Source organism: Pseudomonas sp. R11-23-07 (genome assembly GCF_003852295.1).
In the GTDB taxonomy this organism is placed as follows: domain Bacteria; phylum Pseudomonadota; class Gammaproteobacteria; order Pseudomonadales; family Pseudomonadaceae; genus Aquipseudomonas.
This window is the reverse complement of the sequence record NZ_CP027761.1, coordinates 3963782-3989394: the sequence shown is the minus strand read 5'-3', so window position 1 is coordinate 3989394 and position 25613 is coordinate 3963782. Positions and strand designations below refer to the sequence as shown.

Below are 25613 nucleotides of genomic sequence, written 5' to 3'. Positions count from 1 at the left end.
TAGCGAGGCAAGCATGGGCAAAGAGCACAAGGCCAGTATTGACGGGGATCAATGGGCGCAGTGTGTGCGTGAACGCGGCTGGTTATGGGATGTCGCAGCGCAGGCGGTTTCAGGCGAGCCCGTCACCTTGATCCTGGCCCACGGCGCCGGTGCGCCGATGGACTCGGCGTTCATGAACGACATGGCTGCGCGCCTTGCCGGGCATGGCGTCAACGTCGTGCGCTTCGAGTTTCCCTACATGGCCCAGCGCCGATTGGAGGGCGGCAAGCGCCCACCGAACCCGGCGCCGAAACTGCTGGAGGCGTGGCGGGAGGTGTATGCCCTGGTGCGGCGTCATGTCGCGGGCAAGGTGGCGATAGGCGGCAAATCCATGGGCGGGCGGATGGCCAGTTTATTGGCCGATGAACTGGACGACGCTGGGTTGGTGTGCCTGGGCTATCCGTTCTATGCGGTGGGCAAGCCGGAAAAACCTCGGGTAGAGCATTTGGCTGCGCTTAAGACGCCGACGCTGATTGTGCAGGGCGAGCGTGATGCACTGGGTAATCGGGCGGCGGTGGAGGGGTATGAGCTGTCGCCGGGCATCGAGGTGATGTGGCTGGTGGCGGGGGATCATGATTTGAAGCCGTTGAAGGCTTCGGGGTTTAGTCATGAGCAGCATCTGGAGGCTGCGGCGGTGAAGGTGGCTGGGTTTCTTGGTGCCTGTTAGGGACCTATCGGGGGCAAGCCCCCTCCCACATTTGACCGAGTTCCAAATTTGGAATGTGGTCAAAATGTGGGAGGGGGCTTGCCCCCGATAGCGGTCTACCGGTTAAACCGCTCCACCAGCGAGTACTGGGTATTGGCGGTATGCGTCAACTCTTCACTCAATTGCGCCGAGCTCATCGCCTGCTCCGAGGTCTGGTCCGCCAGCAGCGCAATGGTGCTGATATTGCGGCTGATCTCCTCGGCCACCGAGCTCTGCTCCTCGGTCGCCGCAGCGATTTGGGCCGTCATGTCGGTAATATTCGCCACCGCCTCACTGATGCCGACCAGCGCCTGATCCGCTTCCATCACCCGTGCCACGCCCTCTTCAGCCTGGCGATGCCCGGCGTCCATGGTTTGCACGGCGGCGGCGGCCGTCTGCTGCAGCTTGGCGATCAGGGTATGGATCTGCCCGGTCGATTCGGCGGTGCGTTGCGCCAACTGGCGTACTTCATCCGCCACCACCGCAAACCCACGGCCCATCTCACCGGCGCGCGCCGCCTCGATAGCGGCGTTCAAGGCCAGCAGGTTGGTCTGGTCGGCAATGCCTTTGATCACATCCACCACGCCGCCGATTTCATCGCTGTCCTTGGCCAATTGCGTGACGGTGATACCGGTTTCGCCCACGGCCACCGACAAGCGCTGAATCGCCTCACGGGTTTCCCCTGCGATATCGCGGCCGCGACCGGTCAGGCGATTGGCTTCCTGGGTGGCATCTGCCGTGCGCTGCACGTGGCTGGCGACTTCCTGGGTGGTCGCCGCCATCTGGTTGACCGCAGTGGCCACCTGTTCCGTCTCCACGCGCTGGCGTTCCAGGCCGCTGGAGCTGTTGTGCGCCAGGGTGTTGGACTGCGCGGCTTGGTCGTTGAGGTGTTCGGCAGTGTCCTGCAGGCGGGTGAGGCAGGTCTTCAGACGTGCTTCCTGGCTGAGGATCGACATTTCCAGCCGCGCCTGGGCGCCGCGGCTGTCGGTGTACATCTGCGCGATCAACGGGTCGGAGGTGGTCTGCTCGGCCAGGCGCAGCAAACGCTTGAGGCCGCGCTGTTGCCAGCTCAGGCCCAACAGGCCCAACGGCACCGACAGCGCTGCCGCCAAGGCGAAACCCCACTGGGACGTGAGGGTGGCACCGATCATGAAGCTCAATTGGCTGACCAGGATAAACGGCAGCCAGTCTTGCAGCACCGGTAGCCACTTGTCCCGCTGGGGAACGGCCGACTTGCCCTGGTTGATGCGTTGATAGAGCGCTTCGGCCCGGCGGATCTGCTCGGCGGTGGGCTTGATGCGCACCGATTCGTAGCCGATCACCTGGTTGCCGTCGAAGACCGGTGTCACATAGGCGTTAACCCAGTAGTGGTCACCGGTCTTGCAGCGATTCTTGACAATGCCCATCCATGGCAAGCCTTGTTTGAGCGTCGACCACATGTGCGCGAACACCGCCGCCGGAACGTCCGGGTGACGCACCAGATTGTGCGGGGCACGGGTCAGTTCGTCGCGGGTGAACCCACTGATTTCGACAAAGGCGTCGTTGCAGTAGGTGATCACACCCTTGGCGTCTGTGGTGGAGATCAACCGTTGCTGAGCGGGGAAGGTACGTTCGCGCTGGGTAACGGGTTGGTTATTACGCATGATTGTTCAATCCGCAAGGCTTTCAGGGGTTATCGGCCATGCAGGGCATTTATTTAACTTATTTTTGCAACAATCCGCTGGCAATGTCGCGCGCAAACCGCCGAGCCCTCACTGTGAGGCTGACAGCGCATCCTCGACCCGAGCTTTTTGTGGCCGCAACACCAGCCACAACGCGCCGGCGATCAACACCCCGCCATATACGTGGGCCATCGACAGCGGCTCATCCAGCAGCAGCGCGCCCCACAGCACGCCGAACGGCGGGATCATGAAGGTCACGGTCATCGACTTGACCGGGCCGATGGAGGACAGCAGGCGAAAATACAGGATGTAGGCGAACGCCGTGCACACCAGCCCCAACCCCAGCAGCGACGCCCATACCTGCCAGCCTCCCCAACTCGCCGGCGGCTGACTGATGGCGCTGTAGGCAAACAACGGCAGCAAGAACAATGTAGCGCCCAGCATGCTGCCCAAGGCCGACAGGCGGCTGTCCAACCCGCCGCGCTGATCCAGCCAGCGCCGCGCCAGAAAACCGGCAAAGCCATAGCAGGTGGTCGCCAGCAGGCACGCCAGTGCGCCCATCAACAATTCCAGATCAAAGGCCACCGGTCCCGCACGCGTGAGCACGGCCACGCCAAACAGCCCCAGGGCTACACCCGCGATTTTCGACGGTGTCAGGCGTTCGCTGAAGAACAACCCGCCAATCAGTACGCCCATCAGCGGCGTGGTGGCATTGAAGATCGCCGAATAACCCGCGGGCAATACCTGCGCCGCCACCGAGTACATGGTCGCCGGGATCCCTGAGTTGATTACGCCCAGCAGCAGCACCGTCTTGAACTTACCCTGGAAATCCCAGCTCACGCGCATCAACGCCAGGATCACCAACAAGCCTGCGGCGGCAATCGACACGCGGAAAAACGCAGTCGGCACGCTGCCGATTTCCGGCGCGATGATGCGCATAAACAGGAAGCTCGCGCCCCAGATGGCGGCCAGCCCCAGCAAGTACAGAGTGTCGACAGGTTTCACGGAAAACTTCTACACGATCAGGCCGGGGAGTGTTGCCCAGCGTTCCGGTCGACACAATCGCTAAGTACGGCGGCCGATGAAAAATCCTCCTTCTCCTGCCGGGGTTCACTGGCTAAGCTCAGGGCTTCCCGATACCCGTTCGAGGTTTTCCGCATGCCGCAGTCCGCCCTTGCTATCGCCCGGATGATCCTCGACGGTTTCGACGACTACCGTGAGCACTTTCGCCAGATCACCGATGGCGCCCGCGAGCGTTTCGAAAAGGCCCAATGGCAGCAAGGGCAAGCCGCTTCGGCGGCGCGCATCAGCCTGTATGAAGATAAAGTGGGTGAGGTCACGGCGCGTCTGCGGGCTGCTTTCGAGGCGGGCGTGTTGCAGGACATCGAGCTGTGGCCCCAGGTGAAAAGCGCCTACATCGGCCTGATCGACCTGCGCTTTGACGATGAGCTGTCCGAAACTTGGTACAACTCGGTCTTCTGCAGCCTGTTCAGCCATGACCTGATCAGCGACGGCTGCATGTTTATCCACACCACGCGCCCCACACAGCGTCTGGCGCGGGCGGCGCAGACCCGCATCTACACGCCTGCAGGCAACATGGCGCAGATGCTTGCGCAGATTTTTGCGGACTACAGCTTCAGTGAACCCTACGCCGACTTGCCTGCCGACCTGCAACGCCTGGAAGCCCAACTGCGCGAAAACTTGCCGGACTGGGTGTGCAAAGACCCGGACCTGAACGTCGAGCTGTTTTCCTCGGTGCTCTACCGCAATAAAGGCGCCTACCTGGTGGGGCGTATTTACACCCGCGACGAACAATGGCCGCTGGTGATCCCATTGCTGCACCGCGAAGGGCGGGGTATTCAGATCGATGCGTTGATCACCGACGAAGCTGAGGTGTCGATCATCTTTTCCTTTACGCGCTCCTATTTCATGGTCGACGTGCCCGTGCCTGCCGAGTTCATCGACTTTCTCAAGCGCATCCTGCCCGGCAAGCATATCGCCGAGCTGTACACGTCCATTGGCTTCTATAAACACGGCAAGTCGGAGTTCTACCGCGCCCTGATCAATCACCTGGCCACCACCGATGACCAGTTCATCATGGCGCCGGGCGTGCGTGGCATGGTCATGAGCGTGTTTACCCTGCCGGGCTTCAACACCGTGTTCAAGATCATCAAGGACCGTTTCTCACCGTCGAAAAACGTCAACCGCGCCACGGTGATCGAGAAGTATCGCCTGGTCAAAAGTGTCGACCGCGTGGGGCGCATGGCCGATACCCAGGAGTTCGCCGACTTCCGCTTTCCCTTGAGCAAGTTCGAGCCCGACTGCCTCGCCGAGTTGTTGGAAGTGGCCGCCGGCACCGTCGAAGTGGAAGGTGACACCGTGCTGATCCGGCACTGCTGGACCGAACGGCGCATGACCCCGCTCAACCTCTACCTGGAAAACGCCAATCCCGCCCAGGTGCGCGAAGCCCTGGAAGACTACGGGCTGGCGATCAAGCAGTTGGCGGCGGCGAATATCTTTCCCGGTGACATGCTGCTGAAGAACTTCGGCGTCACCCGTCACGGCCGGGTGGTGTTCTACGACTACGATGAAATCTGCTTTCTCACCGAAGCCAACTTCCGCCACATCCCCGCGCCGCGTACCCCAGAGGATGAAATGGCCTCTGAACCGTGGTACTCCATTGGCCCGCTGGATGTGTTTCCTGAGGAATTCCCGCCTTTTCTGTTCGCCGACGCCGGCCAGCGCAAGCTGTTCGATGAGCTGCATGGTGAGCTGTATAACGCGGACTATTGGAAAGGGCTGCAGGAGGCCATTCGCGGGGGGAAGGTGATTGACGTGTTTCCGTATCGGCGCAAGGACCCGCGTGATGAAGAGGGGCTGGCGAGTTGAAGAGGTAAGCGTGGCCCAGTGGCCGACTGCGATGTGCAATCAGCCACTGGGCGCCTGTTTTTGAAGCGCGTGGTCGAGCTCTTTTGGCCGGGCTGGGTTGAAGCTGGTGTACGGTTGTTTAAATCGCTATGCGTTACGGTTGCGTAGCGGTCAAGCGATGAAGGGCCAGCGTGTTTGTCAGATCGGTGTAGATAGTGCGCAAATCGGTGTTCAGTTCAGCGACCAGCGCTCGCTGTTTATTGCGTTCTTTAAGTTGACTGATCGCCGCATGTTTGACGTGCATGTTGTTTGCGGAATCAATCACTGCCTTGAACTGCGCACGTTCCTCGGCAATGCCAGCCTGTTCCGTACGGGGCACTGTGTTCAGTTGTACAAAGGCCTTTTCGATGACGGCCAATTCCAGTTTGATTCGGCGGTTGTTTGGCGGGGTCAGCAGCAGCGCAGGGTTCATGCCCTCAATCGAGCTGCCATCAAGGTTGCCGTTGCGCCAGGCGTCGCGCAAATTCACCAAGACGTCCCGTGCGGCATCGACCGCCTGGGCCGAGAGTTTCTCCCCCAGGCCGTTGCGCTGCACGGTCTCGACTGTGCGTTCCAGTCGGTGGAGTGTCAGTTCCACCGGTGCCAGTTGCTTGTGCCGCTCCAGACTCTGCTCCAGGCGTTTACGCTCCGGGGCCAGGCCAACGGAGGATTTGAATTGGCTGCTGCCTTTCAAACGGCCCGTTGCCCATGCATTGCGAGACTCGGTCATGGCGTTGCGTTGCCTGAGAAAGATGTCTTCCTCGGCGTGAGACAGAGGCTGCGGCTCTTGCCTGATGTGGTTGTCCAGCAGGGCAATCTCCTTCTCCAGAGCGTTGATATGTTTGACCGCCTGTTCCAGCGTGTGCCCACTCAGCTGGTTGCTCAGGGGTGCAGGCGGCAGGACGGCAACCGTTACCGGGTCCAGCTCGCAGGACGGTGGCGCGATGGCGGCGGCCCACGCTGCGCGTCGACCCAGCAGGGCGTCGCGGCGCTCCACGCGAGCGGTCAGTTGCTCGTAGCGTTGCTGGAGGGCGTGCAGGCTTGTTTTGTCATCCGGCTGCACGGCGAAGTGTTTGTGGCTTTCCTGGTCTAAGGCTGCAAGCGCTTCATCAATCCTTGAACTGTGCATCCAGGCCTGAAGCTGATGGCCTTTTTCCTGCGCGGCACGGTCGGGCATTCGACTGATAGGGCCAAACAATGCGTGTTCAAGGCGCCGGCATTTATCGAGCATGTGCCGCTGGCCTTGCCCTACCAGGCTTTCAACCACCGCTTCATGGATGGCGTAGGTTTGCTGGAACAGCCTGCCCACGGCGCCGCCGGGTTGGTAGGCGGGCAATGGTTTTGATCCGAACATAATGGTTTCTCCGATACGGTGGGCATGAGGTTTTTCCTTGGCGAGCCGCGTGGGGTGGGTGTGCGGGTGGGGGCGCGTGCCGCAGTAAATCGCGCCGGATCGTCACCAGGCCAGATGCGCGTTCTGATAGCCCTGCGTGAAAAGTCGAATGAGAGAGTAGGTGGCACGACCCCGTCGAGCTAAAAATAGCCGGCTCACGCGTATGAAGCGGCCGTGTTGCCGTGAAGAAAGGGCTTGGCTCGTTTACAAGGACAGAAATCTGCGACAATTGCCGTCTACGATCATGTCACCGCAGGCTTACCTGCCTCATTAAAAGACCTTTGCGTACCTGATGACCGACCAAGCGCCCACCATCGACCAACTGCTTAAAACCCTCGATCACGCCATGCTTGCCGACCGCAACCGCTTGCGGCGCCAGTTGCTTGAGCTGCGCAAGAAGCCCGATGAGCAGAAGCTGGCGCAGTGGGTATCGCGTATGCAGGCGTCCTGCGCCCAGGTCACGGCGCGGCGGGACAGCCTGCCGGTGATTCGTTACGACGACAGCCTGCCGATTGCCGCCAAGCGCGATGAAATCAAGGCCGCGCTGAACAAGCACCAGGTGCTGATCATCGCCGGTGAGACCGGTTCGGGTAAAACTACCCAGTTGCCGAAGATTTGCCTGGAGATCGGCCGTGGCCAGTTCGGCCTGATCGGCCACACCCAGCCACGCCGGATTGCCGCGCGCAGCGTTGCCAGCCGGGTTGCCGAAGAGCTGGCCACGCCGCTCGGCGCGTTGGTCGGCTATCAGGTGCGCTTCGAGGACCAGAGCGACTCCAATACGCTGATCAAACTGATGACCGACGGTATTCTACTGGCGGAAACCCAGAACGACCGCTACCTGGAGCGCTACGACACGATCATCGTCGACGAAGCCCATGAGCGCAGCCTGAACATCGACTTCCTGCTGGGTTACCTCAAGACCCTGCTGCCGCGTCGCCCGGACCTGAAAGTCATCATCACCTCCGCGACCATCGACCTGGAGCGTTTCTCCAAGCATTTCGACGATGCGCCCATCGTGGAGGTGTCAGGCCGTACCTTCCCGGTGGACACCTGGTACCGCCCGCTGACCCTGGAGCAGGACGAGGAGGGCAATCGCGTCGAGGATGACTTGACCGTCGACCAGGCGATCCTGGCCACCCTCGACGAAATCGCCGCCTACGAGCGCAGCGAACGCCGCAGCCCCGGTGATGTGCTGGTGTTCCTGCCCGGCGAACGCGAAATCCGCGACGCCGCCGAGATGCTGCGTAAGGCGCAGCTCAAGCACACTGAGATCCTGCCGCTGTATGCGCGCCTGTCACCCGCCGAGCAACAACGCATTTTCCAATCACACCCAGGCCGGCGCGTGGTGCTGGCAACCAACGTCGCGGAAACCTCGCTGACCGTGCCGGGCATTCGTTATGTGATCGACAGCGGCACCGCACGCATCAGCCGCTACAGCTACCGCGCCAAGGTGCAACGCTTGCCGATCGAGGCGATTTCCCAGGCCAGCGCCAACCAGCGAAAAGGCCGTTGCGGCCGGGTCGAGCCGGGCATCTGCATTCGCTTGTACAGCGAAGAGGACTTTATCGGGCGCCCGGAATTTACCGACCCTGAGATCCTGCGCACCAACCTCGCCGCCGTGATCCTGCAGATGCTGCACCTGCGCCTGGGTGAAATCACCGACTTCCCGTTTATCGAACCGCCGGATGGCAAGGCCATCAGCGACGGTTTCAACCTGCTGCAAGAGCTGTCGGCGGTGGACCGTAACAGCCAGCTCACACCATTGGGCCGCCAACTGGCGCGCTTGCCGGTGGATCCGCGCATGGGCCGCATGCTGCTCGAAGCCGCCAAGCTCGGCAGCTTGCAGGAAGTGCTGATCGTGGCCAGCGCCATGTCGATCCAGGACCCGCGCGAGCGCCCGCCGGAACGCCAGCAGGCCGCCGACCAGGCCCATACGCAGTGGAAAGACCCGGATTCGGACTTCGCCGGTCTGGTCAACCTTTGGCGCGGCTTTGAAGAACAGCGCCAGGCACTCACCGCCAGCCCGCTGCGTAATTGGTGTCGCAAAAACTTCCTTAACTACCTGCGCCTGCGCGAGTGGCGCGATTCCCATCGCCAGTTGAGCCTGATCTGTCGCGACATGCAGCTGACGATCAACAAGGAACCGGCGGACTTCCCGAAATTGCACAAGGCGGTGCTGTCCGGCTTGCTCAGCCAGATCGGCCAGAAGACCGAGGACGGCGACTACCTCGGTGCCCGGCAGCGGCGTTTCTGGATTCATCCTTCTTCGGGCATTGGCAAGAAGCGCCCGCAATGGCTGATGACCGCTGAATTGGTGGAAACCACCAAGCTGTATGCGCGCATGGTGGCCAAGATCGACGCCGACTGGATCGAGCCACTGGCCGGTCACCTGATCAAGAAAAACCACTTCGAACCCCATTGGGAGAAAAAGCGCGGCCAGGTGGTGGCGTTTGAACAGATCACACTGTTCGGGCTGATCGTGGTTGGACGCCGGCCGGTGCATTACGGGCCGATCGACCCGGTGGTGTCCCGCGAGCTGTTCATTCGCGAAGGCCTGGTGCGTGGAGAAATCCAGTCCCGAGCCAAGTGCCTCACGGCCAACCAGCAACTGCTGGAGCAGCTCGACGAACTGGAAGCCAAGGCGCGCCGTCGCGACATCCTGGCCGACGAGGAAACCCTCTACGCCTTCTACGATGCGCGTTTGCCGGCAGAGATCCACCAGACCGCCACGTTCGACAGCTGGTACAAGGTCAACAGCCAGAAAGACCCGCAACTGCTGATCATGCGCGAGGAAGACGTGCTGGCCCGCGAAGCCAGTGAAGTCACCGCCGCGCATTACCCGGACACTCTGCACCTGGGCGACCTGGCGCTGGCCTTGAGTTACCACTTCGAGCCCAACCACCCGCGCGACGGCGTAACCCTGCGCGTGCCGGCGCCGCTGTTGCCGGCGTTGCCCGCCGAGCGCCTGGAATGGCTGGTGCCGGGAGTCATCGAAGCCAAGTGCATCGCCCTGGTGCGTAACCTGCCCAAGGCGCTGCGCAAAAACTTCGTGCCGGTGCCGGATTTCGTCAAGGCGGCGCTGCAGCGCATCGAGTTTGGCCAGGGTTCACTGCCCCAGGCATTGGGTCGCGAACTGTTGCGCATGACCGGTGCGCGGGGCAGCGATGAAGCCTGGGCGGAGGCCGCGCAGCAGGTGGAAAACCATCTGAAGATGAACCTGGAAGTGGTTGACGGCGAGGGCAAATTCCTCGGCGAAGGCCGTGACCTGGCACAGCTGACCGCGCGTTTCGCCGAAGCCAGCCAGGCCGCCCTGGCGGTGCCGCAAACCGCGAAAAGCCAGCAGCCGGTGCACGCCAAGGTGTTTGCACCGGTGGCCGAAAAAACCCAGCAAAACATCGCCGGCCTGTCGATGACGGTGTACCCCGCGCTGGTGGAAGAAAACGGCACGGTCAAGGAAGGGCGTTTCTCCACGGCCGCCGAGGCCGAGTTCCAGCATCGGCGTGCCTTGCAGCGCCTGTTGATGCAGCAACTGGCGGAACCGGCGAAATTCCTGCGCGGAAAATTGCCGGGCCTGACCGAATTGGGCCTGATGTACCGCGAACTGGGTCGTGTCGAGGCGCTGGTGGAAGATATCCTGCTGGCCAGCCTCGATACCTGCGTATTGGAAGGCGAAGCCGCGTTGCCGCGCGATGGCGCTGGGCTGGCCGCGCTGGCCGAGCGCAAACGTGGCGGTTGGACCGAACAGGCCGAGCGTCTGGCGCGCCTGACCCTGGAAGTGCTGAAACTCTGGCACGGCCTGCAAAAACGCTTCAAAGGCAAGATCGACCTCGCCCAGGCGGTGGCCTTGAACGATATCAAGCAGCAACTGAGCAACCTGGTGTACCCAGGGTTTGTGCGCGAGACCCCGGCCCAATGGTTCAAGGAGCTGCCGCGTTTCCTCAAGGCCATCGAGCTGCGCCTGGAAAAACTGCCGAGCCAGGTGCAGAAGGACCGTGTGTGGAGCGCCGAGCTGAGTGGCCTGTGGGCGCAGTACCAGAGTCGCCTGAATAAACACGCCCAGGAAGGCAAGCGTGATCCGCAGCTGGAGCTCTATCGCTGGTGGCTGGAAGAGTACCGGGTGTCGTTGTTTGCCCAACAACTGGGGACCAAGGTGCCGATTTCCGATAAGCGCTTGAGCAAACAATGGAGCCAGGTAGAGCCCTGAAGCATTCCCGGTTTCCTGAACTGAACAGGGTCAAATGTGGGAGGGGGCTTGCCCTAATGCCAGTCAGTTAAGGCTTTTTGTAGGAGCGAGGCGGGCGGCTAGCCCTTGCTCGCGAAAAACTGACAGGCACCGCGTTTATTCAGGAAGCACGCGTTATCGTTGACGTTTTTCGCGAGCAAGCTCGCTCCTACAGACGGTGGTGTACGCTTAACTGACTGGCATTAGGGCTTGCCCCCGACAGCCATAGGTATCTACACAACTTTGTAGCAGCCAACAGTAACCACGATGCGAAGCGAGCCGCTCTTGATCTTAAGCGCCCCGTTAAACCACGCTGGCCGGAATTCGACAGTGATTTGGGGGGTAAACCGGCAGGGATGCCGGTTTAGCCGCCCCGCGCCATGGATGGCGCGTGGCGGCGGCCCCCCAAATCGCTGTCGGATTACGGGCACACCGAGCCTAAGCGAGGTGCCGAGTGGTGGGGCAAGAGCGTTTTGCTTACTTTTGCGCTTTTCAAAAGTGAGACGCCGTAAGGGCGGAACCCATAGCAGCCGTTACCGCAGCAACGGATATGTACTCGCCCTGATCCAGCATCCTGGTCGGCTGCCAGGCCGCCATCGGGAGCAAGTCGAATCGTCGCACCGCCCCTCCCACATTTGGATCGCGCGGCATCAGTCAGATAGCTATAGGCCGCCAGGTCGCCACGGGAGCAAGCTCCCTCGCCACAGGTTCAGGGCTACGCCAAAGTTGTGTAGATATCTATGCCGCGATAGCGGTGTGTCAGCTACAGATCAGGGGCTGGTACCCCGCTATCGGGGGCAAGCCCCCTCCCACAATGAGATGTTTGTCTGGCATATGGCGCCAAATCACCGGCGTTGTGGCAAACTTCGCGGTTACAAGATGAATAAAGCGTTGCCAGTTCGATGCCCGCTGGACGGAATCGAACGACTTACAGTTTGGTACGACGGTACCAATATCTTCTGCCTGACAGATTTAGAGGAACGACCGTGCATAACGTCGTCATCAGCGGCACTGGCCTGTACACCCCGGCCAACAGCATCTCCAACGAAGAGCTGGTGCAGTCTTTCAATGCCTATGTGCAGCAGTTCAACCGCGAAAACGCCGCTGCCATCGAGCGCGGTGACGTGCAGGCGCTGACTGAGTCCAGTGCGGCGTTCATCGAAAAAGCCTCGGGCATCAAGAGCCGTTTCGTGATGGACAAGGACGGCATCCTCGACCCTCAGCGCATGGCCCCACGCCTGCCCGAGCGCAGTAACGACGAATGGTCGGTGCTCTGCCAGATGGCCGTCGGCGCCGCCGAACAGGCCCTGCAACGCGCGGGCAAGACCGCCGCCGATATCGACGGCGTGATTGTCGCCTGTTCCAACCTGCAGCGCGCCTACCCGGCCATTGCCATCGAGGTGCAGGAAGCCTTGGGTATCCAGGGCTTCGGTTTCGATATGAACGTGGCGTGTTCGTCGGCCACGTTTGGTATCCAGAATGCCGCCAACAGCATCCAGCTGGGCCAGGCCCGGGCGATCCTGATGGTCAATCCGGAAGTCTGCACCGGCCACCTGAATTTCCGTGATCGTGACAGCCACTTCATCTTTGGTGATGCCGCCACGGCGGTGATCCTCGAGCGGGCTGACCTGGCGACGTCCGAGCATCAGTTCGATGTGGTGAGCACCAAGCTGCTGACCCAGTTCTCCAACAACATCCGCAATAACTTTGGCTTTCTCAACCGCACGGAGGAAGAGGGCATCGGCGCGCCGGACAAATTGTTCGTGCAGGAAGGCCGCAAGGTGTTCCGCGATGTGTGCCCGATGGTGGCCGAGCTGATCGCTACCCACTTGGCGGAAAACCAGCTGGGCGTCAACGATGTGAAGCGCTTCTGGCTGCACCAGGCCAACCTGAGCATGAACCACCTGATCGTGAAAAAACTGCTCGGCCGCGAGGCCTCGGTGGAAGAAGCACCGGTGATCCTCGATACCTACGCCAATACCAGCTCGGCGGGTTCGGTGATTGCGTTTCACACCTATCAGGACGACTTGCCCAAGGGCTCCGTGGCGGTGCTCAGCTCGTTCGGTGCGGGCTATTCCATCGGCAGTGTGATCCTGCGCAAACGCTGAGGCGCGCGTTTACATCGAGGTGTTGAATGGCCGCAGCGGAAGACGCGCACCTGCTTGAACGCCTGCTCAAGGGCGAACAGCGGGCCTACAAGGAACTGGTCACCACTTACCAGAGTGCGATGCGGGCGGTGGCCTATGCCATCGTCGGGCAGCGGCATGCCGACGAGGTGGTGCAGGATGCCTGGTTGTCGGTGGTCCGCAACCTCGCCAGGTTCGAAGGGCGTTCCAGTTTGAAGACCTGGCTGCTGACCATCACGGCGAACGCCGCCAAGGGCCGCTACAAGCAAAATCGTCGCGAGGTGTTACTCGACGACCTGCCTTCTCCCCACGGCACTATTGGTGATGACCGCTTCGCGCCCGACGATGGCCACTGGGCTGTCGCTCCTTATGCCTGGCACCAGGACACGCCGGAAGCCTTGCTGACCGAGGAGGAATTGCGTAAATGCCTGGAGCATACGATTCTGAGCTTGTCCGAGTTGCAGGGCAGCGTGCTGGTGCTGCGCGAGCGCCAGGGCCTGGAGCTGGAAGAAATCTGTAATCTTCTGACGCTCTCACTCTCCAATGTGCGCGTGCTGTTGCATCGAGCACGGCTTAAAGTCTTCGCAACCGTGGAGCATTTTGAGGAAACGGGCGAATGTTGACGTGTAAAGAGCAAGTGGCGCGTTCCAGTGACTATCTCGATGGGCAATTGACCTTTCGTGAGCGTCTGCTGGTGCGTCATCACTTGATGTTCTGCCCGAACTGTCGGCGTTTCATTCGCCAGATGCGCCTGATGCAGGCGACGTTACGGATCATGCCGCAGGAGCCGGTGAAAGATGCGGAAGCATTGGCCGAACGGCTCGCCGCCGAACGGCGCAAAGACATGTAGGCGCGAGCAAGCTCGCGCCTACATGGTGAGGTTAGAACTTGGCTTCAGCATCCAACTGCAGGGTGTTGGTGTTGGCGTCACGCTGGGTACGGCTGGCGTAGTCAGCCTTGGTCAGGAAGTAGGTGGCGCCCAGGGCGAAGTTCTTGTCGATGTCGTAGCTGACCTTCATCTTGTGACCGCGCGAACCGGTGGTGCCGTTGGCGAAGTCCGAATCGGTGAAGGCGCCCACGACTGCGTCGCGTTGCGTATCGCGGTAGTTATAGTCGAGGTTGAAACCGAACACCTTGGACTTGGCACCCACCAACCAGGCGGTGTCCTGATCGGTCACGGCATCGTTGTTTTTCACGTACTGGCCGTAGAAGGCCAACGGCACTGCCAGGCCGCCGATGTCCGCCTGGGCAAAACCTTCATACAGGCGGAATTCATTATTGGCCGAGTTGCCGTTGACCGCCAGTGCGCAAGGCGTGGTGGTGGTCGTGCAGCGGCTGTCCTTGTCGTTCTGGTAAGCGTAGACGCTGCCGCCCAGGGTCATTTTCAGGTTGTCGGTGAGTGAGAAACGCGTGCCCAACTGGCCGGAGGTCAGGCGCAGGTCGTGGCGAAATTGCACGCCGTCGCCGTCGACGTTGTCCTTGAGGTTGTAGTTACCCAGGCTGCCGAACAGTTCGGCACTGGCGCCCAACGGGTATTTGTAGGTGACCGCCAGGCCTTCGGGGTTGATGTCGCTGTCCCAGATCACATCGCCCATGCTCACCCACGGTTGCAGCATCTTGCCGCCGATCACGTGCAGGTTCTTGATCTGATCCGGGTGGTAGTCGATGTAGCCGAGATCCAGCCAGATCGATTTTTTATCGAAGTAACCATCCTGGTCCTGGTTGGTGGAGCGCGCATCGTCACCGCCGCCCGTGGCGATACGGATACCGGTGTCCACTTGCGGGTTGATTTCGGTGTAGGCACCCAGACGCGCCCGGATACGTTGACGGTCCTTGTCACGCCCACCGTTGTTGGGCTCGCCATCGATCTTGATGGTTTCCTGGCGAAAGCGCACATCGCCCTTGAACTGAGTCTTGGCGGCCCAAGCCAGCTTCTGGTCGAAGCTGCTCAGCTCGTTGGTTTTTTTCGCGGTGGCGGCGATCTGTTCGTTGGTTTCTTGTTGAGCTTGTCGGGCGATCTGCTGTTCTTTCTGGTCTTTGGCCAACTCGTTTTGCAATTCGGTGTACTGCGAAGCGGTGATCTGGCCGTTGGCCTTGAGCATGTCGAGCAACTTAGCGTCGACTGCAGCGCTGGCCGGAACGCTGAGGGCCAGCATCAGGCCGCCACACAGGGCCGCCGCAGTTTTAGTGGAAGCAAGACGCATATCAATCTCCGAAAGTGAGGAGGGATACAACCCCTCCAGGACACAACCGACCGATGACGGACGGAAAAAAATGCCACCCGGCAACCCGGGTGCTCTGAAAACAGGCGTCAGTATCGCGGCGGTTTATGACGGAGTAGTGGCTAAGTGATTTCATCTGCATGACAAATTGTTTGCCGATGGAACTATCGGTTTAGAGCTATGTCCGGCCATTTTTGGTGATGTGCATAGAGCTGTGATAGGCGATACTCGCCAGGCTTTCACGTCAGAAACAGAGAGGATGCCGATGCCGTTGCAACGCCTGCACAGCCTGTCCGAAATCACCCCGCAGGCCTGGGATGCCCTGGTGCCGCAGGCCCAGCCGTTCGTGCGGCATGCCTTCCTGAGCGCGCTGGAAGACAGTGCCAGCCTGGGGCCCCAGTCGGGCTGGCAGCCGGAGCATTTGCTGCATTGGGAAGGTGATCGGCTGGTGGCCGCATTGCCCGGCTATCGCAAGTGGCATTCCTACGGCGAGTACGTGTTCGATCACGGTTGGGCTGACGCCTGCGCGCGCGCCGGCATCGACTACTACCCCAAGCTGCTGACGGCTGTGCCGTTCAGTCCGGTCAGCGGCCCGCGACTGTTGGCCGCCAATGTCGAAGACGGCTTCGAGCTGTTGAACAGCCTGCCCGGTTACCTGGAAATCGAAGGGCTCTCCGGCGCCCATATCAACTTCACCGACACGTTGGCCGACGACGCACTGGCCCGGCAACCCGGCTGGCTGCAGCGCCTGGGCTGTCAATTCCACTGGCAGAACCGTGGCTACCGCGACTTCCAGGACTTTCTCGACGCCCTGAGTTCACGCAAGCGCAAACAGATGCGCAAAGAACGCGAGCAGGTGGCGGGGCAGGGCATTGAGTTCGAGTGGCTGCAGGGGCATGAGCTGAGCGAGGCCCAGTGGGATTTTGTCTACGCCTGCTACGCCAACACCTATGCGGTACGTCGCCAGTCGCCCTACCTGACCCGGGCGTTTTTCAGTCTGCTGGCCGAGCGCATGCCCGAGGCGATCCGCGTAGTACTGGCCAAACAGGGCTCACGCCCGGTGGCCATGGCATTCAGCCTGATCGGCGGCGACAGCTTCTACGGCCGCTACTGGGGCTGCCTGGCGGAGTTCGACCGGCTGCATTTCGAAACCTGTTTCTACCAGGGCATGGACTACGCCATCGCCCACGGCCTGCAACGCTTCGACGCGGGCGCCCAGGGCGAGCACAAATTGATTCGCGGCTTTGAACCGGTGATTACCCGTTCGTGGCATTACCTGCGCCATCCGGGGTTGAAAAACGCCGTGGAGGATTTCCTTGAGCGCGAGCGAGTGGGGGTTCTGGCGTATGCCGAAGAGGCGAGGGAGGCCCTGCCTTATCGGCAGGGCTGACTGCCCCTTGCCCTAATGCCAGTCAGTTAAGAAGTAGAAAGGGTAAAAAAAAGTAACCTGTGGCGAGGGAGCTTGCTCCCGCTGGACTGCGCAGCAGTCCCATTTTTGGGGCCGCTTCGCGGCCCAGCGGGAGCAAGCTCCCTCGCCACAGGTACAGTGTTCGTCCTTAACTGACTGGCATTACCCCTTGCCATAGGTTTCGATGCCTTCAATGTATCCCGACAAACCCACCCGTCTGATGCTGCCACAACCGCGCATACAGCCCGCCGTGTGCCAGCAATTGGGCATGGCTGCCGCTTTCGGCGATCTGGCCTTTCTCCAGCACCACCAGGCGGTCCATTCGCGCGATGGTCGACAGGCGGTGCGCAATCGCAATCACGGTCTTGCCCTGCATCAGGGTTTCCAGGCTTTCCTGGATCGCCGCTTCCACTTCCGAGTCCAGCGCTGAGGTGGCTTCGTCCATGATCAGGATCGGCGCGTCCTTGAGCAGCACACGGGCAATGGCGATGCGTTGGCGTTGCCCGCCGGAGAGTTTCACGCCGCGTTCGCCCACGTGGGCATCCAGGCCGGTGCGCCCTTCGGCGTCTGACAGCAGCGGGATAAACTCGTCGGCGCGGGCCTTGTGCACGGCGGCCCAGAGCTCTTCGTCGGTTGCATCCGGTTTGCCATACAGCAGGTTGTCGCGGATCGAGCGGTGCAGCAGCGAAGTGTCCTGGGTAATCATGCCGATCTGTGCGCGCAGGCTTTCCTGGGCGACTTCGGCGATGTTCTGGTCGTCGATCAGGATGCGCCCGCCTTGCAGGTCGTAGAGGCGCAACAGCAGGTTGACCAGGGTCGACTTGCCCGCGCCGGACGGGCCGATCAAGCCGATCTTTTCCCCCGCCTTGATTTCAAGGTTGAGGTCGCCAATGATTCCGCTCTGCTTGCCGTAGTGAAAATCCACCTGCTCGAAGCGCACTTGACCATGGGGCACGCTCAGGCGCGGGGCGTTGTCGCGGTCTGTCACGGCCAGCGGCTGGGCGATGGTTTTCAGGCCGTCCTGCACCATGCCGATATTTTCGAAAATGCCATTGACCACCCACATGATCCAGCCGGACATGTTGACGATACGAATCACCAGACCGGTGGCCAGGGCAATCGCGCCCACGGAAATCAGCGACTGGGTCCACAACCACAAAGCCAGGCCGGTGGTGGTGACGATCAACAGGCCGTTCAAGAGGGTGATCACCGTGTCCATACTGGTCAGCACGCGGGCGGCCAGCCGGGTTTTTTCGGTTTGCTCGATGATCGCTTCCTTGGCGTATTCCTGCTCATTCTGTGTATGGGCGAACAGCTTCAACGTGGTGATGTTGGTGTAGCCATCGACGATGCGGCCCATCAGCTTGGAACGCGCCTCGGAGGAAATCACCGAGCGCTCTTTGACCCGTGGTACGAAATAGCGCAGTGCCAGGCTGTAGCAGATGATCCAGGTGATCAGCGGCACCATCAGCCGCCAGTCTGCCTCGGCAAATAACACCAGGGAACTGATCGCATAGATCGACACATGCCAGATGGCCTCCGCCGTCGCCACGGCCGAATCGCGCAGGGAGTTGCCGGTTTGCATGATGCGCTGGGCGATGCGCCCGGCGAAATCGTTCTGGAAGAAGTTCAGGCTCTGCTTGAGCACGTAGCTGTGGTTCTGCCAGCGAATCAGGCTGGTCATGCCGGGGTTGATGGTCTGGTGCACAAGCAAATCGTGCAGGCCGTTGAAGATCGGGCGCAACAGCAGCGCGACCACGGCCATCCAGATCAGCTCCGCGCTGTGGACCTGGAAGAAATCCGCCGGCGGCGTGCCCTGGGCCAGATCGATGATGCGACTCAGGTAGCTGAACAGCGCGACTTCGATGAGCGCACCGACCAGTCCCACCACCAGCAATGCGGCGAAGCAGGGCCACACCTGGCGCAGGTAATAGAGATAGAAGGGCAGGACTTTTTCGGGAGGGGCCGCGCTGGGAGCATCGCGGAAGATGTCGATCAGTTGTTCAAAACGACGATAGAGCATTAGGCTTGACGCCCGCCGTGCGGGCTCTCCTTTCAAATGCGCACGCTGCCTTGTGGGCAACGTGCGGAGCTACTTGCAGGTCTACCCGCAGACCTCAGTCGATGCGCTTGGCCGACTTGATCAGGACGGGATCGATTGGCACGTTCTGCATGCCTTGCTTGGTGGTGGTCTGGGAGTTGACGATGACATCGACCACGTCCATGCCCTTGACCACTTTGGCGAATACGGCGTAACCGGCATCGCGACCCGGGTCGAGGAAGGCATTGTCGGCCACGTTGATGAAGAATTGGCTGGTGGCCGAGTCGGGATTAGACGTACGTGCCATGGACAGCGTACCGCGAACGTTATGCAGGCCGTTGCTGGCTTCGTTCTTGATCGGTGCTTCGGTCGGCTTCTGCGACATCTGCTGGGTGAACCCGCCGCCCTGAACCATGAAGCCTGGGATCACACGGTGAAAAATCGTGTTGGTGTAGAAGCCTTTGTCGACATAGGCAAGAAAATTCTTGGTACTGATCGGCGCCTTGACCGGGTCCAGTTCGATTTCAATGTCGCCATTGGTGGTGGAGATCAAGACGTGGGGCGCCTTGGCGGGCTCGGCCGCCATCAGGTTGGCAGCGAACAGAACGGAACCGGCAAAGAAGGCGATTTTTTTCAGCATGGGTCAGTGATCCTGGGTAGTGGCATCGACGGAGTTTAGAAAGTCGAGCAGGGTAGCGTTAAAGACTTCGGGTTGGTCCAGGGGCGTGGCATGGCGGGAATCTTCAATCACCACCAGTCGCGCGTTGGGCAGCAGTTTTACATAGATTTCTTTCTGCGCCACGGGGGTGTAGTCGTGTTCGGCGCTGATAACCAAGTTGGACAGGTGATTCTGGAGCGTTGTTCCTGCCGCCACAGCGCACCCTCGCGTCGAGCTTGCGGAATTGAAAGCAGGCCATGGGCGAACTCCTTCAGGCTTGCCGGGGGGCCGCGAAGGGCGCGTCCAGCGGAGCGGTATCAAAGGTGCGCAACAATTCCACGAGGATCTGCGTCGCCGGGCCCAAGGGTTTGTCCTTGTTCGAATACAAATAGAATGTGGGATGGCGGCTGCCGCCCTGTTCCAGGGGCAGTTGCTTGAGCACGCCTTCAGCGAGTTCGCGCTCGATCATGTGCCGGGGCAACCAGGCAAAACCCAGGCCGCTGCCCACAAACGCGGCGGCGGTGGCCAGGCTGCCGACGGTCCAGCGCTGTTCGGCGCCGAGCCAACCTACATCGCGCGGTTGCTGGCGGCCGGAGTCACGGATGACCACCTGCATCTGGCTTTCCAGGTCCTGGAAGCTCAACTCACGGTTCATGCGGTGCAACGCATGCTCGGGGTGGGCCACGGCGACGAATTCCACATCGCTCATTTCCGTGCCCAGGTAACCGGCGATGCTGAACCCGCAAATCGCCAGGTCGGCCACGCCTTCTATCAGCAGCTCTTCGACGCCCGACAGCACCTCCTCACGCAAGCGCACCCGGCACCCTCGGCTCTGCGGCATGAATGCGGTCAGGGCGCGCACCAGGCGCGCATTGGGGTAGGCCGCATCCACGACCAGGCGCACCTCGGCTTCCCAGCCTTGTTCCATGTGATGGGCGAGGTCTTCCAGTTGACTGGCGTTTTTCACCAGTTGCCGCGAGCGGCGCAGCAGCACTTCACCGGCATCGGTGAGCACCGCCTTGCGCCCGTCGATGCGCAGCAGCGGCACGCCGAGCTGGTCCTGCATGCGCGCCACGGTGTAGCTCACCGAGGACTGCGAACGGTGCAGCGCTTCGGCCGCCTGGGCGAAGCCGCCATGGTCGACCACGGCTTGCAACGTGCGCCATTGATCAAGGGTAACGCGGGGCGCTTTCAAGATGAGGTCCTCTGTCCTAAGCTGGCGGTCCTTATTGGAGACTGCCGAATGAGAAAATTCTGTTGTGTGGTGCTGGCGCTGCTGCCGATGAGCGCGTTTGCCTATCCCATCGACGTGACGAAAAAGATCGAGGGTGTAAGCATCGATTACACCGCGTCCGATGTGGACGGCGATATCAGTTCGATTCAGCTCAACAACTACGGCACGACAGCGGCGGTGTGTTCGGTAGTCTTTACCAACGGCCCTGAGGCGCCGCGGCGTCGTACTGTCACCGTACCTGCGGGCAAAAGCACCAACACCACGGTCAAGTTCAACCGCGCGATCATCAAGATGCGCATCGCCCTGACGTGCGCGCCGAAATAAAGCAAAAGCGGAGCATGCCCAAGGGAATACTCCGCTTATAAACAAATTTATAGATGGGTTATAGCAGTTTTTTGTGCTTTTTAATCGAACGGGCCCTGGTTAATCTTTTCTCCATCGACTTACAGCATTTACCGATGGAGCCTAAATAGCCATGTCCAACGTTCTGATCATCGAAAGCAGCGCTCGCCAGCAGGATTCGATTTCCCGCCAATTGACCCAGCAGTTCATCAGCCAATGGCAAGCCACCCATCCAGATGACCGGATCACCGTGCGCGACGTGGCGCTCAACCCGGTGCCCCACCTCGATGCCAACCTGCTGGGCGGCTGGATGAAGCCCGTCGAACAGCGCAGCCCGATCGAACAGGCCTCCCTGGACCGCTCCAACGCATTGACCGACGAGTTGCTCGCTGCAGACGTTCTGGTAATGGCGGCGCCGATGTACAACTTTGCCATCCCCAGCACCCTCAAGGCCTGGCTGGACCATGTGTTGCGCGCTGGAGTGACCTTCAAGTACACGTCCACCGGGCCGCAGGGCTTGCTGACCGGCAAGCGCGCCATCGTGCTCACCGCCCGTGGCGGCATTCACACCGGCGCTGCATCGGACCATCAGGAACCGTACCTGCGCCAGGTCATGGCCTTTATCGGCATTCACGACGTCACCTTCATCCATGCCGAAGGCGTGAACCTGAGCGGTGACTTCCAGGAAAAAGGCCTCAACCATGCAAAGGCGCTGCTTGCCCAAGTGGCTTGATCCTTTAATCGCCAGATAATCCCCCGGTGTTTATCTAGGGCCACGCAATCCCTTCAAGTACGCGTACCGAACCTCCCTTTGCACTTGTGCTCCTGAGTGCTCCTGCCCGACTGCCGCTTTAGCGAGGTCGGGTTTTTTTTGCCTCGAGTTTCTTCAAACATCGAAAAGCTTTAATGTCGCGCCCATTCGAAACGAGGCGCACATGGGCTATCTACTGGTTGTTACCCTGATTCAGGCATTTTCCTTCAGCTTGATCGGCGAATACCTCGCCGGTCACGTCGACAGCTATTTCGCGGTGCTGGTGCGCGTGGTCCTGGCCGGGCTGATCTTCATTCCATTGACCCGCTGGCGCGCGGTGGAACCGGCATTCATGCGCAGCATGCTGATCATCGGTGCGCTGCAGTTCGGCGTGACCTACGTGTGCCTCTACCTGAGCTTTCGCGTACTCACGGTGCCGGAGGTGTTGTTGTTCACTGTCCTCACACCGTTGCACGTGACCCTGATCGAAGACGCGCTCACCCGGCGCTTCAATCCCTGGGCACTGGTCGCCGCGCTGGTGGCGGTGGCGGGCGCGGCAGTAATCCGCTTCGACCAGATCACGCCGCACTTCTTGATGGGCTTCCTGCTGCTGCAACTGGCCAACTTCACCTACGCCGCCGGGCAAGTCATGTACAAGCACTTGGTGGCGCGCTATCCAAGTGATCAGCCGCACTACCGGCGTTTCGGCTATTTCTACCTGGGCGCCTTGGTGGTGGTGTTACCCGCGTTCCTGCTGTTCGGCAAGGCGGACTTCCTGCCCCAGGCGCCGCTGCAATGGGGCGTGCTGGTGTTTCTGGGGCTGGTCAGCACCGCACTGGGCATGTACTGGTGGAACAAGGGGGCCTGCCTGGTCAATGGCGGCACCCTTGCGGTGGTGAACAACCTGCATGTGCCGGTGGGGCTGCTGCTGAACCTGCTGATCTGGAACCAGCATGAGCCGCTGGGAAGACTGGCCTTGGGCGGCCTGGTGATTCTGGCGGCGGTGTGGGTCAGTCGGTTGGGGATCAAGCGGGCGTCGCTTACATAGCAGCGAGAGACTTGTGCCAGGCCGAATAGGGCGTGTGTTTCACCTGACATTGATTGAAGTCGGGTGAACCATCATCCCACCAGACCGACCCGCGCTCGCCCAGATCAACCTTGGCCTTTTGAACCTTCGCCCTCGCGCTTTTCAGCTGGCCCTCATCACCTGACGCTTTGGCGGTTTTTACTTCACGACGTGCATCCATAAGCTCGTTAACCAAACGCTGCCGAACGTCTGAGGGTAGTAAAGGATTGCTGCACCGCCAGAGTTTGCCGTTGACTAGGAAATAGCGGCCATCGGGCGTCGTTGGATACATCAATGGGCGTCTCCTACTCTTATACTCAATGACCTTGTTCCGTTACCTGGGATTCAATTTATTAATAGGGCGTACGCTTACAGTCCTATCAGTTCATGCTCGGGTCTTTTTTGGTGTAACGTAACAACACATCTAGAAGAGGTTTCCAATGTCTAAACTCGCAGAATTCCGCCAGCTCGAAAAACACCTCGCCGAACAGCTCCAGGCCCTTGAAGCTTTGAAGGGCGATGCTGGCCTCAAGAAAGAAATTGAATTCGAAACGAAGCTGCGCGATTTACTCGCAAAATACAGCTACAGCCTGAAGGACGTTATCAACTTGCTTGATCCACAAGCAGGGCGTCGCGCTCCAGCCGTTGAATTCAAAGCCGGCAGCCGCAAGCCACGCCAGTTGAAAGTTTATAAAAACCCTCATACCGGTGAAGTCGTCGAAACCAAGGGCGGCAATCACAAAACGCTAAAGGCTTGGAAAGCAGAACATGGCTCCGCGACTGTTGAGTCCTGGCTGGCCAAGTGACGACCTAAGGTATCAAGTGCATATCGCGTAGTTTGTCGAACACGTCGAAAAATGCTTGATCGCTCGCCTGGTAGGCGGTAAAGCCCATGGCACGGCTTTTCGACATATCCGTGACAACTTCAATGGGGCGACCAAGGTCTGCATCCGTGTGCCATGGGGACACCAGGCGACCTATATCGGGTTCTTTCAGGCCGTGTTCCGCGACCATTTGCGCCCATACGGCTTGGTCGTCAGCCATCTGCTTTTCAAGGGGTGAGAGTGACGCGGGATAATCGGCCGCAGGCAAGGCGAAATAGTCGGCAATTCGGCCCCACATCCATTTCCAACGGAATACATCGCCATTGGTGACGTTGAGTGCCTGATTGGCCGCAGCCGGCGTGGTGGCCGCCCACAGTTGTTGTTTGGCCAACTGCCGTGCGTCCGTCATATCGGTGAGGCTGTCCCACTGCACTTTTGATCCGGGAAACACAAAAGGGCGATGGGTTTGTTTGCAAATCGAAGCATAGACGGCGAGGGTGGTTGCCATATTCATCGCATTGCCTACCGCAACCCCGGTGACGGTATGCGGGCGATGAACGCTCCACGTGAAGCCGTCCTTTTCAGCGGCGGCGAATAGTTCGTCTTCCTGGGCGTAGTAGAAATTTTCGATATCCAGACGCCCCTGTTCTTCGCGAAACGGTGTTTGCGGAAGGCTGCCCTTACCATACGCTTCGAACGGGCCGAGGTAATGTTTCAGGCCAGTAACCAAGGCCACGTGCTCAACGCTCTTGGCTGGGCGAATGGCGGTGAGCACGTTGCGTACCATGGCGGCATTAACGCGAATGTTCTCGGCCTCCGTGGCTTGCCGTGACCATGTAGTAATGAACACATGAGTGGGTCTCAAATCCGCCAGCGCCTGTTGCAGCGAAGCTGGATCCTGAAGATCGGCCGCGACAGGGATAACACCTTGCGCTTGCGACGGGTGCCTCGACAGCGCGGCGACCTGCCAATTGTTCTCGATTAGTAACTGAGTGATGGCGCTGCCGACGATTCCGCTGGCGCCCACGACTAAAGCTGTCTGGCTCATACGTTTCTCCTGGATTTAGGTTTGGGAGTGCGCCTGAGCAACAGAGGTTCAACCTGAACCTGAACCGGATCCGCATAGAGCGGCACAAGGTAGAACTGGACTAACCATTCGCTGAGCCGGCACGGAACTACGGCCTCGGCACCCCCGGAACATCCATATTGATCTTGCGCCAGAAGGCTTCAGAGAAGCTGTAAGCCGAGAACGCAATCAGCCCCAAGGCCATCACCATCAATATCAGCCATCCCGCTGGAAGATTCTGCAGCGCGTTCAGGGCTTCTTTCATACCTGGTGGATTCATGGCTTGATAAGTGGAACCGCTGATTGCCAGCAACAACGCGATCTCTATAAAAACTACTCCACGGGCAATCAGACCGAACCGCGACACTGGGCGGACGTACTGCATGACGTCTTCGTCGGCCTCAAAATATTTCTCGAACGAGGCTTTCCACCCCTTGATGATATGAGCAATACCCACACCCAGCGGAACGAGTGCGATCAGGTACACCAACACATTCGAGTGATCCCATGACAAGAGATGCGCCAGCCAGTCTTTGGTCTGCCCGCTGGAGTTACCCGAGCTTTTAATGCCGCTAATAAGCAAACCCAATGCAAAGAGCGCGAGAGCGCCGTTAACCATACCTCCCGCTAACAGACCCGCGCGAATCACCAAGCCTTTAAGTTCTTTGCCATGATGGTCGACATCACGCGTAGCTTGCAGAACGCGCCAAGCCGCAAATGCGAGTAGGCCCGCCACCACAAGTCCAACGAGAAAATAGCCGAAGGGTTGGCTTAGCAGTGCTTCCAGGCTCTTGTGGCTGTCTTTCGGCTTTGTCGAATCTTGTGCTGCCAGCAGTGCGAAGATGCCGATGATTAAATACAGCACGCCCCGAGCGGCGTAGCCTCCCCGAGCGAGTATTACCAGGCTTTGTTGTGCGGACATTCGATGTATTCCCGAGCTTTGATACAAGAGCAGACCCTTCTCGCTG

At 60.1% G+C, this 25613-nt stretch carries 21 protein-coding genes and 1 pseudogene; 11 read left to right on the top strand and 11 right to left on the bottom strand.

The features are described from left to right. Window positions 1-13: 13 nt before the first annotated feature. Entirely contained in the window at window positions 14-706 is a 693-nt protein-coding gene (locus C4J84_RS18220) for an alpha/beta family hydrolase (protein WP_124371483.1), read from the top strand. A 95-nt stretch (window positions 707-801) separates the two neighbouring features. On the opposite strand, the gene C4J84_RS18215 is transcribed toward C4J84_RS18220, so the two are convergent. Together C4J84_RS18215 and C4J84_RS18210 are read right to left on the bottom strand one after the other, a co-directional pair. Next, on the bottom strand, window positions 802-2367 hold the full coding sequence (locus C4J84_RS18215; RefSeq protein WP_124371482.1) for a PAS domain-containing methyl-accepting chemotaxis protein: 1566 nt from the start codon (window positions 2365-2367) through the stop codon (window positions 802-804). Between the two features lie 108 nt (window positions 2368-2475). Then, the gene (locus C4J84_RS18210) at window positions 2476-3390 is read right to left on the bottom strand and encodes a DMT family transporter (RefSeq protein ID WP_124435884.1); all 915 of its coding nucleotides are present in this window, start codon (window positions 3388-3390) and stop codon (window positions 2476-2478) included. A 153-nt stretch (window positions 3391-3543) separates the two neighbouring features. Between C4J84_RS18210 and aceK the strand changes: the two genes are divergently transcribed. Continuing rightward, window positions 3544-5274 (top strand): bifunctional isocitrate dehydrogenase kinase/phosphatase, encoded by a 1731-nt coding sequence (gene aceK, locus C4J84_RS18205; protein ID WP_124435883.1) that lies wholly within the window; start codon window positions 3544-3546, stop codon window positions 5272-5274. Between the two features lie 133 nt (window positions 5275-5407). On the opposite strand, the gene C4J84_RS18200 is transcribed toward aceK, so the two are convergent. Continuing rightward, window positions 5408-6646 carry a hypothetical protein gene (locus C4J84_RS18200; protein ID WP_124435882.1) on the bottom strand — a complete coding sequence of 413 codons (1239 nt, stop codon included), beginning with the start codon at window positions 6644-6646 and terminating at the stop codon, window positions 5408-5410. Window positions 6647-6977: 331 nt separating this feature from the next. On the opposite strand from C4J84_RS18200, the gene hrpA reads away from it, so the two are divergent. The 4 genes from hrpA (at window position 6978) to C4J84_RS18180 (ending at window position 13883) form a co-directional block, all read left to right on the top strand. Continuing rightward, a complete protein-coding gene (gene hrpA, locus C4J84_RS18195; protein ID WP_124435881.1) occupies window positions 6978-10889 on the top strand; it encodes an ATP-dependent RNA helicase HrpA in 3912 nt (1303 codons plus the stop codon). 1004 nt (window positions 10890-11893) lie between these two features. Further along, window positions 11894-13015: a beta-ketoacyl-ACP synthase III gene (locus C4J84_RS18190; protein ID WP_124435880.1), complete on the top strand. Its 1122-nt coding sequence runs from the start codon at window positions 11894-11896 to the stop codon at window positions 13013-13015. Between the two features lie 26 nt (window positions 13016-13041). Beyond that, entirely contained in the window at window positions 13042-13656 is a 615-nt protein-coding gene (locus C4J84_RS18185) for an RNA polymerase sigma factor (RefSeq protein WP_124435879.1), read from the top strand. After that, a complete protein-coding gene (locus C4J84_RS18180; RefSeq protein ID WP_124435878.1) occupies window positions 13650-13883 on the top strand; it encodes a zf-HC2 domain-containing protein in 234 nt (77 codons plus the stop codon). The genes C4J84_RS18185 and C4J84_RS18180 overlap by 7 nt, the downstream gene beginning before the upstream one ends. Before the next feature lie 31 nt (window positions 13884-13914). On the opposite strand, the gene C4J84_RS18175 is transcribed toward C4J84_RS18180, so the two are convergent. Then, complete coding sequence (locus C4J84_RS18175) at window positions 13915-15237, bottom strand: putative porin (protein WP_124363868.1); 1323 nt, start codon at window positions 15235-15237, stop codon at window positions 13915-13917. A 283-nt stretch (window positions 15238-15520) separates the two neighbouring features. Here C4J84_RS18175 and C4J84_RS18170 point away from each other — a divergent pair, with 283 nt between their 5' ends. Next, window positions 15521-16645, top strand: a complete 1125-nt coding sequence (locus C4J84_RS18170) for a GNAT family N-acetyltransferase (protein ID WP_124415286.1) — start codon at window positions 15521-15523, stop codon at window positions 16643-16645. 208 nt (window positions 16646-16853) lie between these two features. On the opposite strand, the gene C4J84_RS18165 is transcribed toward C4J84_RS18170, so the two are convergent. The 4 genes and pseudogenes from C4J84_RS18165 to C4J84_RS18150 form a co-directional block, all read right to left on the bottom strand. Continuing rightward, entirely contained in the window at window positions 16854-18686 is a 1833-nt protein-coding gene (locus tag C4J84_RS18165; protein WP_124435877.1) for an ABC transporter ATP-binding protein, read from the bottom strand. Between the two features lie 94 nt (window positions 18687-18780). Continuing rightward, on the bottom strand, window positions 18781-19344 hold the full coding sequence (locus C4J84_RS18160) for a peptidylprolyl isomerase (protein ID WP_124367910.1): 564 nt from the start codon (window positions 19342-19344) through the stop codon (window positions 18781-18783). A gap of 3 nt (window positions 19345-19347) precedes the next feature. Next, window positions 19348-19571: pseudogene (locus C4J84_RS18155) on the bottom strand (alpha/beta fold hydrolase); the annotation flags it as partial. 62 nt (window positions 19572-19633) lie between these two features. Then, window positions 19634-20557: a LysR family transcriptional regulator gene (locus C4J84_RS18150; RefSeq protein WP_124363864.1), complete on the bottom strand. Its 924-nt coding sequence runs from the start codon at window positions 20555-20557 to the stop codon at window positions 19634-19636. A gap of 48 nt (window positions 20558-20605) precedes the next feature. On the opposite strand from C4J84_RS18150, the gene C4J84_RS18145 reads away from it, so the two are divergent. From C4J84_RS18145 to C4J84_RS18135, 3 genes are all read left to right on the top strand, one after another. Further along, on the top strand, window positions 20606-20920 hold the full coding sequence (locus C4J84_RS18145; protein WP_124430208.1) for a 3-phosphoglycerate kinase: 315 nt from the start codon (window positions 20606-20608) through the stop codon (window positions 20918-20920). 151 nt (window positions 20921-21071) lie between these two features. Next, window positions 21072-21671: an FMN-dependent NADH-azoreductase gene (locus tag C4J84_RS18140; RefSeq protein WP_124435876.1), complete on the top strand. Its 600-nt coding sequence runs from the start codon at window positions 21072-21074 to the stop codon at window positions 21669-21671. Between the two features lie 202 nt (window positions 21672-21873). Beyond that, window positions 21874-22737: a carboxylate/amino acid/amine transporter gene (locus C4J84_RS18135; RefSeq protein ID WP_124435875.1), complete on the top strand. Its 864-nt coding sequence runs from the start codon at window positions 21874-21876 to the stop codon at window positions 22735-22737. On the opposite strand, the gene C4J84_RS18130 is transcribed toward C4J84_RS18135, so the two are convergent. Next, window positions 22730-23047, bottom strand: a complete 318-nt coding sequence (locus C4J84_RS18130; RefSeq protein WP_124435874.1) for a hypothetical protein — start codon at window positions 23045-23047, stop codon at window positions 22730-22732. The genes C4J84_RS18135 and C4J84_RS18130 overlap by 8 nt on opposite strands. A 148-nt stretch (window positions 23048-23195) precedes the next feature. Between C4J84_RS18130 and C4J84_RS18125 the strand changes: the two genes are divergently transcribed. Further along, complete coding sequence (locus C4J84_RS18125) at window positions 23196-23561, top strand: histone-like nucleoid-structuring protein, MvaT/MvaU family (RefSeq protein WP_124363859.1); 366 nt, start codon at window positions 23196-23198, stop codon at window positions 23559-23561. Window positions 23562-23565: 4 nt separating this feature from the next. Here C4J84_RS18125 and C4J84_RS18120 read toward each other — a convergent pair whose 3' ends face one another. Continuing rightward, a complete protein-coding gene (locus C4J84_RS18120) occupies window positions 23566-24627 on the bottom strand; it encodes an SDR family oxidoreductase (protein WP_124435873.1) in 1062 nt (353 codons plus the stop codon). Window positions 24628-24754: 127 nt separating this feature from the next. Next, window positions 24755-25567 (bottom strand): DUF1206 domain-containing protein, encoded by an 813-nt coding sequence (locus tag C4J84_RS18115; protein WP_124435872.1) that lies wholly within the window; start codon window positions 25565-25567, stop codon window positions 24755-24757. Between the last annotated feature and the right edge of the window lie 46 nt (window positions 25568-25613).